General features: G+C 53.0%; 10 protein-coding genes. 6 read left to right on the forward strand and 4 right to left on the reverse strand.

What is annotated here, in order from left to right; genetic code table 11:
• Positions 1-5 precede the first annotated feature (5 nt).
• The 4 genes from P8S54_RS04655 to aspT form a co-directional block, all read right to left on the reverse strand.
• Complete coding sequence (locus tag P8S54_RS04655) at positions 6-1829, reverse strand: FUSC family protein (protein WP_281443417.1); 1824 nt, start codon at positions 1827-1829, stop codon at positions 6-8.
• Positions 1822-2793 (reverse strand): HlyD family efflux transporter periplasmic adaptor subunit, encoded by a 972-nt coding sequence (locus P8S54_RS04660; protein ID WP_281443418.1) that lies wholly within the window; start codon positions 2791-2793, stop codon positions 1822-1824. Before P8S54_RS04660 ends, P8S54_RS04655 begins: the two co-directional genes overlap by 8 nt.
• A 92-nt stretch (positions 2794-2885) precedes the next feature.
• A complete protein-coding gene (locus P8S54_RS04665; protein ID WP_009099856.1) occupies positions 2886-3212 on the reverse strand; it encodes a YtcA family lipoprotein in 327 nt (108 codons plus the stop codon).
• 3 nt (positions 3213-3215) lie between these two features.
• Positions 3216-4931 (reverse strand): aspartate-alanine antiporter, encoded by a 1716-nt coding sequence (gene aspT, locus P8S54_RS04670; protein WP_281443419.1) that lies wholly within the window; start codon positions 4929-4931, stop codon positions 3216-3218.
• 362 nt (positions 4932-5293) lie between these two features.
• Here aspT and P8S54_RS04675 point away from each other — a divergent pair, with 362 nt between their 5' ends.
• From P8S54_RS04675 to P8S54_RS04700, 6 genes are all read left to right on the forward strand, one after another.
• Complete coding sequence (locus P8S54_RS04675; RefSeq protein ID WP_281443420.1) at positions 5294-6691, forward strand: glutamate decarboxylase; 1398 nt, start codon at positions 5294-5296, stop codon at positions 6689-6691.
• 170 nt (positions 6692-6861) lie between these two features.
• On the forward strand, positions 6862-8016 hold the full coding sequence (locus tag P8S54_RS04680) for a linear amide C-N hydrolase (protein ID WP_281443421.1): 1155 nt from the start codon (positions 6862-6864) through the stop codon (positions 8014-8016).
• 308 nt (positions 8017-8324) lie between these two features.
• The gene (locus tag P8S54_RS04685; RefSeq protein ID WP_281443422.1) at positions 8325-9245 is read left to right on the forward strand and encodes a 3-keto-5-aminohexanoate cleavage protein; all 921 of its coding nucleotides are present in this window, start codon (positions 8325-8327) and stop codon (positions 9243-9245) included.
• Complete coding sequence (locus P8S54_RS04690; RefSeq protein WP_281443423.1) at positions 9242-10198, forward strand: L-carnitine dehydrogenase; 957 nt, start codon at positions 9242-9244, stop codon at positions 10196-10198. The genes P8S54_RS04685 and P8S54_RS04690 overlap by 4 nt, the downstream gene beginning before the upstream one ends.
• On the forward strand, positions 10198-10653 hold the full coding sequence (locus P8S54_RS04695; protein ID WP_281443424.1) for a thioesterase family protein: 456 nt from the start codon (positions 10198-10200) through the stop codon (positions 10651-10653). The genes P8S54_RS04690 and P8S54_RS04695 overlap by 1 nt, the downstream gene beginning before the upstream one ends.
• A gap of 81 nt (positions 10654-10734) precedes the next feature.
• On the forward strand, positions 10735-12420 hold the full coding sequence (locus P8S54_RS04700) for a BCCT family transporter (protein ID WP_281443425.1): 1686 nt from the start codon (positions 10735-10737) through the stop codon (positions 12418-12420).
• The last annotated feature ends 108 nt before the right edge of the window (positions 12421-12528 follow it).

Consider the following 12528-nt stretch of genomic DNA (forward strand, 5'->3'; position numbering starts at 1 on the left):
TCTCCTCATGCTTTTCCCCCCTCTTCAGACAATAGATGGATCAGCGCAAACGCACGGTCGAGCGCGACATCATCGCTTCCCACAGCGTTGAGTGTTTCAAGGCGTTCGTGATTCGCAGACGCTTGCAAGGCAGCAGCCAGCGGCGCGGCGGCAGAGGCGCTCATAAGGGGTAGCAGCTGTGCCAACTGTAAGGCTACCGCAAGCCGCTGAGCACCTGCGGCGTCTGCTGCACTTTCAAAGCGAGGCCACTCAAACTTCATCACTTCACTCGCATGCTGAGCGGTATCAAGATGGCCATAAACGGTTTCTAGCGTGCCCTCACCCCGCAGAACTCTGGCCATACTCGCGAGCGCCTTATCGGTCTCTAACGCTCGAGAATCCCCCGCTTTTTCCGGCCAGATCAATGAAAATACTAGCCCCATGATGGCGATACCCACAAGAATGCCGAGGATGCGGTAGCCGGCATCCGCCAGGTCATAGTTTGGGCCAAAGCTTAGCGGTGAACCGGGCAGCACACAGATAAAAAACGCCAACGCCATTTGGAAACCAGCGTACTGCACTCTATATGATCCCGTTGCTACCCAGCCGGCTATAAAGCTGCCTATCGTGATCAGCAAAAAAAGGTGCCCTGGATCACTCAGGTGAGGCACGACGAAATACACAGAAAAAACGCCCATGGCGACGCCAACAAGACAGCCAATAATGCGCAGGGTGCTTTTTTGAAGGGTGTCACCGGAGGAGCTAAGCGCCACCACAAAGCAGGTCACCATAGCAGTGTGAATTTCAAAAAGACCGATACTGGTATACAAGGTGTAGGTCAAAAAAACAGCCAACAACACCTTAAGAGCGAACCTGATATAGGTGGGATTAGAAAACGCATCCTGATGGAAAAATGCGCCTTTTGCAGCGTGTTGTGCCGAGTTCGGCTGAGTAGCCAGAGGCTCGGCATACGCACGTATAGCCTGCGCCACTGGATCTTCCTCTGTGGGCAAAGGCATTTTAGCCTCACCCTGTGACAACTGAGACAAAAGCGAACTCCATTCCGGTGAACGCTTTCCTGCCACTGCCGCTGACTGTGCGACCGCAAGCAACTGGAAGCTAGCCGACAGTTGTTGCGCCATCCGCTCATGCGATTCCCGCGATACTTGGCCCAAAAGGCGTGCCATCCCAAGGTGCTTCTCCCCCGCTGTGTTACCTTCTCGCAGCAGCGGTTCAGCATCGCTGGGATCTCCGCCTGACAATAGGTGCGCCGATACTTCCAACCGTTCACGCAGCCGTTTCTGCACCAAGCGATATGGACTGCGACCAGCAAACATTCCCAAGGCGGCAAGCAGCACCATAGGCACAAACACCACCATCCATACCCAGGTTAATGCGCGCACCACCAGCCCTGGCATGCCGATATAGTCGTAAGCAGACAGGATGAAGACGAGAATAAACCCAAGTAGACCCGCGGGCTCTCCCAATTTACTCGCACGTGCCAGCCACATGCTCCCGAAGGTAACGCCCCCCATCAGGGCTAGCCGCAAAGCAGGTGAGCCTGCCACCAGCATCATCAGCACCACGCTAAGCGCAATAATGATCGTTACGGCCAGAATCAAGCCAACGCCGATGACAATATTCTCCCCTGCGTTATCTCGGTACATGAGAAAAATGAGATAGCAGGAGAGCAGCGCCAACGGCACTTGAAGCGTCATGGTCAGCACGGCGGTCATGCCGCACAGTAACGCAATATGCAAAGACATCACTAGCCGTCCATCAAACGGCTTCAGCTCTGCAAGCAGCGTGCCGCCAACCCCTCGAGGGGATCGCTTGGGCGCGCTACTCATGCAACTGCACCGAACGGATGATCACCGAGGCCGAAGCACCAATGCGCATCAGTTCCTCCGGTGGATCATCAAGACGAATGGTCACTGGAAAGCGCTGCGCCACACGTACCCAGTCAACCGAGCTATCCACAATCGGCAAACCAATGATATTGATCTCATCCGTGGTTCTGACGCCATACCCTAGACTTTCAACCCGCCCGCTCAAGCGCTGATTGGGTGCCGACATGACAAAGACATCGACCGGCGCTCCAATATGAATATTTGGCAGCTCTGTTTCACGGAACAGCGCAGACACTCTCCAGTCATCAGTATCAATCAGCGTAAATAGGGGAACGCCCACCATGACATGGGTGCCTACTCCAATATCTGCACCGGTAATACGACCAGAAATAGGGGCATAGACGTGGGTATCGCGCAGCTCTCGCTCTGCCATCGTTAGCGCTGAGCGTGCCAGATCAACCTGCGCCATTGCAGCGTCTAGCGAACCCACCAACGTTTGAGCGGCGGCCTGCTGACTCAACGTCTCATCCAGCGAGATCAGAGCATCTTGATACAAAGAGCGTGCGTTATCGACTTGCTGAGCCGTAACCATACCGCGGGGCAATAGGTTTTCCAGCCGCTCCAGCGTCTGACGAGTGAGCTCTACATGATTGCGGGCACGATCAATCTGGCGAGTGGCAATGTCTACATTTGTGTCTTGGACAGCAATTAAGCGGCGACCTGTCGCAACTTCTGCCTCGGCAGTACGTAGAACTGCTTGCGCTTGCTCGACCCTTAGCTCGTAAAACTCAGGGTCGATACGAAAGAGTAAGTCTCCCGCCTCGACAAACGTATTATTCTCGACGAAGACATCCACAACACGCCCCGGAACGTGGCTAGCAATGGGCACGGTCGTCGCTCGAATGGAAGCGTGGTCGGTACTGAGCGAGCTTTCTCGGAGCGTAATAACCCATATAACAGCCATGGCGGCTGCAGCTATTATTGCAAAACCTACTATGCGGACGAACATCGCCTTAATTGGAATGCGGTTCAATGCAGGCTTATGTTTTGTTTCGCTCATAGTGCCAGCTCTCCAGTCCATAGCGCCCAAATAATCACGCTAAATAGGATCGCTAAACATAAGTACACCAGCACCGGGGCCGGAAGATGTTCATTTAATCCGACACGTATAAAGGCCACTCTGATAAGTACGGCACCCATAATGCCGAGCAAAGAAGCCAGCAGCCATACAGGAAAGAAGGAACCATACAGTGGCATCGATGGCGCATGGGCCTGCATGGTGCAGCCAGTGAGCAGCACAAGCGCCACGCTCCCTAGGGTCAGTTGCTTAAAAACGTGCCTTACAATCATCGCAGCAGTTAACAACCTATTAAGCGTCAGCACTACTCATCCCCCTGACCCAATATTGAGAAGCAAGACAATAGCGAGCCCCCATAGCGTTAGCAGCGTGTTGGAAACTGCGTAAGGTACGGTGTAACCAAGCATAGGTACGTTGCTTTTGGCCACCTCTGACACCATGGCACCAGAAGCGGTGGACGTTCGAGCACCACCACAGCAGCCAAGATTAATAGCAGGATCAAAGCGGAAAATATACTTACCAATTAAAGGCGCAAGTACCATGGGCATACCCGTTGCAAACAGGCCTGCAAAGAAAATACCGAACCCCGCCTGCTGAAGGCCTGCAATAAAAGTAGGGCCAGCACTAATGCCCACCACCGCAATAAAGACGTTCAGGCCCACCGAGTTCATAAACCAGAGCGTTGACTCTGGCACATTGCCCACTCTTGGGTTCACCGTGCGATACCAGCCCAAAATAATACCCGCTATCAGCGCACCGCCAGAAGTTCCAAGCGTAATCGGCACCCCGTGGAGAGGTAGAATCAGCGAGCCTATTAGCCCTCCGACACAGATCCCAAGCCCCACTAATACCATGTTAGTTATTGTGGCTGGCCTATCTGCATAGCCAAGCGCTTCAACCACTCTCGCAGTATGGGTAGCGGTACCCGTGATGCGCACGATATCACCCCGATGGAGCTTGGTTTGCGCCAGTATCGGCACCTCTACACCAGCCGAGCCACGGCGAACGCTGTTTAAGTAGACACCGCGGGCAAAAGGCTCCTGGGCAAGTTCAATCAATTGGCGACCATCAACGGATTTAGCGGTTACCAAAACATCCACAGCCTCCACAGGAATATCAATAAGCGCCCGATCTTCAACTTCTTCGGTCATATTTGATAGCGCTACCAGCGCTTGCCGACGACCGGAAACAGCCACTACATCGCCTGCTTTCAACACTAGGCCGGGGGTAGGCTCGACAACCTGATTATGTTGGCGCACCCCTTCAATAAATAGCCGCTCACCGGCTGCCGCCTCAGCCTGGGCAAGGGTCATTCCCTCCACGCGACCACCTGCAGGAATTCGAAATGCGCGAATTTCATGCTGATGCCAGGCACTTCCCATTCCTCCTGAAGGCGCTCCAATGGAGTGCTCGCGCTCATAACGAGCACACTCCGCGGCGATATCAACGCGCAGCAGCTTTGGCCCCAGATAAGCCAATATCCAGCCTGTTCCAACGGTGCCAAAAATATAGGTAATGGCGTAGGCAACGGGAATGAGATTTTCTTGGTCAGCTATTTGCTCTGGCGACATACCTGTGCGCGCCATCGCATCCGTCGCAATACCGATAGAAGCGGAGATAGTTTGTGAGCCTGCCAGTAAGCCCGCGGCCAGCCCCGGACCGTATCCCGCTATCATGGCTGCTCCGGCAACAAAGGCTAAGATGACGCAACAAACCACCACAGCAAACAGTGCTTGAGGCAAGCCATCCGAGGCGATACCTCTAACAAACTGCGGCCCCACGCCAAAACCAACGGCAAATAGAAACATAATAAAAAAGATAGACTTAATCTGATCTGATATATCAATACCTAGTTGCCCAACCACAATACCGGTCAGCAGCGTTCCCGTTACAGCGCCAAGGCTAAACGATCCAAACCGTCTCGCTCCGATCCAGTAGCCGACTGCTAACGTAATAAAAATCGCCAGCTCTGGATGATTGCGAAGAGTGGACGGTATCCACTCAACTAAATAATTAACCATCATCTTGTTCGCTCCCTGCTAGCGTTAATTTAACGTTACCTCATATTTAACGCTAGTCGTCAAAAACTCGCCACCAGTGCTTAATTTAGTTTTTATTTACAATACAACTACGCTACAGATCCACGCAATAAAATTTAAACAACATTTCTATAGCAGCGCTCGCACATTATAAGAAAAATAATTTTTATATTAAAAATATCATTTACTTACCCAGACTCAGGATAAAAAAATCCTGTCAAAAAGATAGCACGCTAAAATAATCACTAAAGATAAGCCAAATAATAATTTATTTTTGAATAAAAAAACTTTAAATTTCGATAGTCTTAGGCTTATCTTTACAGAAAGACATCATGGGGAGAGCTGAAATGAGTGATCAGAACCATACTGAATCAAGCAAAATGTCGCCCTGGGATATGTTTAACATGGAAGTCCCTGAAGATCATATGCCACGTCAAGGTGTTCATCCACGTGCAGCTAAAGCTATTGTTAATAGTGAGGCATGGACAGATGCTCGCCCGGAGATGAACCTCTCATCCTTTGTTACTACATTTATGGAACCTGAAGAGGTCGAGCTGGCAAAAGAGCATATTCTTAAAAACCATATCGACCACGACATGTATCCACAACTGTTCAACATGGAACGCCGAATGGTGAAGTGGCTGCATACGCTGTGGAACGGCCCACAGGATGTTGAGCCTTACGGCGCTGCTACCGTCGGCTCTTCCGAAGCCTGCATGCTTGCAGGACTTGCTCACAAATGGAACTGGCGACAGGCCCGGGAAAAGGCCGGAAAAGACACCACACGCCCCAATATGGTCACCGGCGGCAATGTTCAAATTGTGTGGAAAAAATTCCTTCGCTATTTCGATGTTGAACCAAGAATCGTGCCCCTCAAGCCTGGCAACTACCGCCTGACAGCCGAGCATCTTGATGAATATGTCGATGAGAATACGATATGTGTCGTGGCGATTGCGGGTCAGACCTTCACCGGTGAAGATGATGATATTCAGGAAATTCATGATTGGCTAGATGGCTATGAGAAGCGCACGGGCATCTCTATCCCTATGCATATCGATGGCGCCTCAGGTGGGTTTGTTAACCCCTTCTGTTACCCAGAATATGAATGGGATTTCCGCCTTCCCCGTGTACAGTCCATCAATGCCTCTGGACATAAATTTGGACTCGTACCGCCTGGTCTTGGGTGGGTGATATTCCGTGAAAAAGAGGTCTTTAATAAGGATCTAATTTTTTATGTGAATTACCTGGGCGGGGAGATGCCCACTGCAACACTCAACTTCTCGCGCAATGCCGTTCAGATCGCTTTGCAATACTACGGCTTTATACGGCTAGGGTTTGATGGCTATCAGCGCATAATGACAAAAACGGTTGAGAACTCTCAATATCTGCGCGACCTGCTGATAGACAGTGGCTACTTCACCATCATGAATGAGACCCAACGCATCCCTGTGGTCGCCCTAACGCTTAAAGAGCAGTACAGCAATTTTAACGAGTTCGACGTGTCCGCCAAAGTGCGCGAGCGCGGTTGGGTGCTATCCGCCTATACCATGCCACCCGCCGCTGAGGAAGTTCGCTCGTTGCGTATCGTCGTGCGCCCACACCTAAACAAAAATGTTCTCAAAGGGTTAGCCAACGATATCATCAGCGCCTGCAAGTGGTTAGAGGAGTACGGTGGCAACAGCAAGCCTCCTGAACTACATACCCACGCCGCAACAGCGTACAAAGTCGCGCCCAGCAAATGTTGATCAAATATGTAGCTCGCGCCTAATCACAGAGCGCTGGCTGGAGCATCTGGTAGCCTGCGGAAGCCAGGAGTGGCAGTGTAAAACAGTCAGAAGGCTGCCACTCACAACGCTAATAAACGCTGCCCTCTATTGTGTGTTTCAAGGCTATGCCTTTCTGCAAGGATCACGACATGTCACAACGTAAAAAATCGACACTATCTGCGCTAACGGTGGCTGTATCAGGGTTGTTGATAGCGCCCGCACTCCTGGCGTGCACATCACTACTCTACAGTGATGCTCACAACAACGCCTATGCTGGGCGGACATTGGAGCTGCCCATGGAGCTTCCTTATAAGGTATCGTACTTCCCACAGGGCGCTACGTACGGCTCTCAAGCAGATAAACACCATGCGCTTGATTTTACAGGGCAAAACGCTTTTGTCTCTATCGGCGTGCCCGACCCAATATCCGGTGATGTTAAAGTGGTTGAGGGTCTCAACGACAAGGGTTTAACGTTCAGCCTTCTGGCGTTCCCAAGTGCAGAAGGCCCAACCGACATGGTGGATAACACCCAAGCGGTACTAGCGGCCATAGATCTCGGTGCCTGGGCTCTGTCACAGTTTGATACGGTTTCAGCGGTGAAAGATGCACTAGCAGAGCAGCCGACTATGGTAACGTCGTTACTTCCCGGACACCTGCTCAGCACGCCGTTTCACTATGTTATTCATGATGCTAGCGGAGAGTCTGCGGTTATTGAGTTCTTTAATGGTGAAAAAAACATCATTGATAACCCTTTAGGTGTTATGACGAATGGCCCAGAGTTCTCCTGGCACATGACAAACATGAATAACTACACTCACTTAAGCAATATTGACCACTCACGCCTTGACGCCCAAGGTGCTCGTTTAGAACAACCAGATTCAGGTATAGCAACAGCCGCACTACCTTCTTCTAACACCTCAGTTGGCAGGTTTGTGCGTGCTTTTTACTATGCAAACTTCGCTGAAAAAGCAGAAACCCCCGAGAGAGCTATTACAACGCTGTCGCAAATAATGAATAACTTTGACCGCCCCCGAGGCATCACAATAGATAACCGTTTTAAAGACGGCATCGCTAATATTACGGCACCGGGTGTTCATGACAACCGCGTCTATACTTCAGAGTATACGTCATGGGTCACGCTTACTGATTTAGCGCAGAGAAAAATCTACGTTCGCACATACGACAGCCTTAACTATATGAGTATTGACCTTAAAGAACTGACCGATATTGAAGAGATCAAGCATGTGTCACTCAGTGATCTTCATAGCGACATGCATAACGCGACAGCGGCTCTCGTTAACTGAATTAAAGCCAGTTAAAGCGACCGTTTTATTAATAGCATAGCGAGTAACACTACTCTTTAAGTTAACCATCGCCTACCACTACTGGTCTAAACGTATGTCATAAGGCCTACACCCAACGCCGCTCTGTTAGCCTACGCTAAGGGCGGCACTTTATTTTGCAAATAATGCTACACGCACCTCGCACCTTCTTAGTGGAGCCGCGCCACTTCTGTCGCCTTATGCACACTTTGAGTCGCCTGCTGCACACTAAGAACAAAAACTTGTTGCCACAATAGGGTGAATCTCTTAGCCCTTGAAAGGAGCAGCAAGTGAATAGAAACGTGATTTTGACCTGTGCCGTTACCGGTGCTGGCGATACACCTGCCAAAAGCCCCCATGTACCCGTCACTCCCAAGCAAATTGCCGATGACTGCATCGCTGCTGCCCAGGCAGGTGCCAGCGTGGCCCATATCCATGTTCGCGACCCTAAAACCGGCGGTATCAGCCACTCACTAGATCACTTTCGCGAAGTGATGACGCGCGTACGCGAAGCGAATGTGGATATCGTTATGAACATCACCGCAGGCGGTGGCGGCGACTGGATTCCTGACGCTAATGACCCCACCCGTGGTGGCCCCGGCACGGACATTCAAACACCTGCTCAGCGCCACGAGCCGGTAGGTGAGCTACTGCCCGAGCTGTGTACGCTCGACTGCGGCAGCCTCAATTTTGGCGATATGGTCTACGTAAACCCCGCTGATTGGCTTCGCGAACACGCCCGCTTGGTACAAGCTGCGGGCGTTAAACCGGAGCTTGAGTGTTTTGACCTGGGCCACGTGTGGTTTGCCCGGCAACTGCAGAAAGAGGGATTGATTGAAGGCGATCCTCTTTATCAGCTCTGCTTGGGTATTCCCTGGGGCGCTGAAGCGGACTCCGAAACCATGTTAGCCATGCGTAATAAGCTGCCAGAAAACGCCCAGTGGGCAGCCTTCGGCATTGGTCGTCATCAAATGCCCATGGCAGCCCAAGCCGTGCTGCTAGGCGGCCATGCCCGTGTTGGCCTGGAAGATAACCTCTACCTCAAAAAAGGCACCCTGGCTACCAACGCCCAGCTGGTAGAGCACGCGGCTACGTTGATTGAGAACCTGGGCGCCCGCGTGATGACACCCGCTGAAACCCGTACGCACCTCAAATTACGTGACCCTAACGCCCGTGGCATTGACGGTCAGGCAAGCGGAGGTGCCGCATGAGCCAGCAGCTCACGGTTATCGGCACGGGCGTGATCGGCAACGGCTGGATTGCACGGGCACTTGCAAACGGCTGGGATGTTGTGGCCTTCGACCCTAACCCCGACGCACCACCGCGTACCCGCGCTTTCGTTGAAAATGCCTGGGCAGCGCTGGAAAAGCATGGTCTCGCTAAAGACGCCAGCCCAACGCGGCTGCGCTTTGTGGACAGCTTAGAAGCAGCGGTGGACGGTGCTGATCTGATCCAAGAAAACGTGCCAGAGCGTTTGGATCTCAAGCGTAAGATTCTGGCTGAATTGGATGCGGCTAGCGCGCCAGACGTCCTGATAGGCTCATCAACATCTGGTTTTAAACCCAGCGATTTACAGCAGACCTGCACACGGGCGCCGGGGCGCGTGATCGTTGCGCACCCCTTTAATCCAGTTTATCTATTGCCGCTTGTGGAACTGGTAGGCGGTGAAGCGACCGAGCCCGAAGAGCTAGAGCGCGCTCACGTGCTCTATCAAGCACTCGCCATGCGCCCACTGGTGGTTCGCCGAGAGATTGAAGGGCACATTGCTGACCGCCTAATGGAAGCACTCTGGCGTGAAGCGCTGCATCTCGTCAATGATGGCGTGGCCACTACCGAAGAAATAGATGCGGCGGTAGTCTACGGCTGTGGATTGCGCTGGTCGTTGATGGGCACCTTCCTCACCTTCCATTTGGCAGGCGGCGAGCAGGGTATGCGCCACATGTTGGAGCAGTTTGGCCCCGCTCTAAAACTCCCTTGGACAAAACTGGAAGCCCCGGAACTCACGAACGAACTGATTGATCGTGTGGTGGAGGGCTGCGAGCACCAGGCCGCTGGGCGCTCGGTGGCAGAACTAGACCGCCGCCGTGATGACTTCCTGGTGGAGCTGCTGGGCTTAGTAGAAAAATACTGGCCCGAAGCCGAAGGCTTGGAAGGACGTATCTAATGGTGATTTTAGAGAGCCGCGTTGCCTCAGGCTGGGTCGACTATAACGGCCACATGAACGATGCCGAATACGCCCGGGTATTTTCGCTGGCGGTAGAGGCGTTAATGGAACACATCGGCCTAGACGAGCCAGGCCGTGCGCGCCACGGCTACACCCTCTATACCCTTGAAACGCACCTCTGCTATCGCCGCGAGGCTCACGAAGGGCAGCCACTCAGCGTAGAACTGACGCTGCTGGATCGCGACACTAAACGGCTGCATGTTTTCTTCAAGCTGCATGACGAGGAAGGCAGCCTGCTAGCGACCAGCGAGCAGATGCTAATGGGCATCGACAGCGATACCGGCCGCCCTGCCCCCTTCCCCCTATCCGTTGAGCAAACGCTTAATGCGCTGCCCCAAGCGGCGCCCTCGGCGTGGCCATCACAGGCTAGCCGAACCATCGCTATACGGCGATAACGACACAAAAAACAATAAGAACCGTCCGCTAATACGGGCGGTTCATCGGGATTGCCGGCCCGACGCCCGGCCCAGGAGGACATGAATATCGCTACGCCAACTCCCCCTCATCGACCCACGCCGCCGCATAACAATTCACCAAAGGCCGAGCTTAGCACTGACTACATGGTGACTGAGCTGGCGCAAGGCGGCTTCTTTCAAGGCATGCATAAGGGCATGACGCTAACCGCAAGCGCACTGGTGCTGCTCTTTGTACTTTTCACCGGTCTTGGCTCAGATACCGCTGGCAGCGTATTTGGTGCGACGCGCGCTTGGATTGAGAGCACCTTCAGCGGCTACTACCTCGTCACTGTGATGCTGCTAATGGCAGTATGCGTTTTTATTGTGTTTAGCCGCTATGGCAGTATACGGCTTGGCCCTGACGACAGTCGCCCCGAGTTCAGCAACTTTGCCTGGTTTGCGATGCTCCTCTCCGCGGGTATCGGTATTGGCATACTGTTTTTTGGCGTCGCAGAACCCGTCTTCTATCTCGACGATACCGGCGCCTTTGGCTACCCCAACAACCCTCATGCAGATATGGCGGGTGCTACCGCGATTGGGCACGAACGTGCTATCGATGCGCTACGCGTGACCCTTTTTCACTGGGGGCTTCACGGCTGGGCCATCTATGTCATCGTGGGTATGTCACTGGCTTATTTTGCTTACCGAAAAGGGTTGCCACTCGCACTGCGCTCGGCGCTTTATCCGTTTATAGGTGAACGCATTTTTGGCCCTATTGGTCATCTCTTCGATATCCTGGGCGTACTGGGATGCGTATTTGGTGTGGCAACATCTCTGGGCCTTGGGGTTAGCCAAATGGCCGTTGGGTTAGAACGGCTGGTGGGGGTTGACCCTGGGCTAACTACTCAGCTGATGCTGATTGCTGGCATTTCAGTTATCTCAATACTTTCCGCTGTATCCGGCGTACGTGGCGGTATTCGTCTTATTTCAGAGTTGAATATTTGGGTATCCCTGATTGTCGTCGGCATTTTCCTCATTGCAGGCCCCACGCTGTGGCTCATCATGACCTTCGGCGAAACGTTGCTCGACTACGCCATCAACTTCATTCCCATGGGGCTTTGGTACGCCGATGAGGAGGGAGACGCCGCCTGGCAACAGGGCTGGACAATCTTCTACTGGGGCTGGTGGCTCGCCTGGGCTCCCTTTGTGGGCCTTTTCATTGCCCGCATTTCCAAGGGCCGTACATTGCGCGAGTTTGTACTGGGCGTTCTGTTAGTGCCTACCCTGATCATCTTTGTTTGGCTGATCATCTTCGGGGGCAACGCCATGCACCAGGAGCTTTATGCCACGGGCGGCCCGGGCAACGCTGGCATTATCGAGCTAGTAAACGCCTGGAACCTACCGGCTGCACTGTTTGCCACGGCAGATGGCATTGTGGGTAGCGGAACCTTTGGGTGGATTCTCTCAGCCCTCATGGTCTTTCTGCTAATGAGCTGGTTTGTCACCTCTTCAGACTCAGGGACGTTAGTGCTCACCACTATTTTGTCGCTAGGCGATAACGAGCCGCCCATACGCTTTCGCGTTTTCTGGGGCGTAGTGATTGGCTTAGTCGCGGCGGTGCTGCTGGTGGCAGGCGGTCTAAGCGCACTGCAAACGGCGCTGATTGCAGCCGCTCTACCGCTGAGCGTGGTGGTGCTGGTAATGACAGCCGGCGTACTGCTTTCGCTGTTCCGCGAGTCGCTTGACGCACGGCGTCGTAAACGCTGAGCGAATAAGGCAAAGTACTAGGCGTCTATCGTTGGCGCTTAGTGCTCTATTAGTCACGCGAAGTTTACGAAATATGTCTATCGTCCGCTTTGAGGCAGGTTTAGCTAA

It is taken from the genome of Halomonas sp. M1 (assembly GCF_029581375.1).
Classification (GTDB): domain Bacteria; phylum Pseudomonadota; class Gammaproteobacteria; order Pseudomonadales; family Halomonadaceae; genus Vreelandella.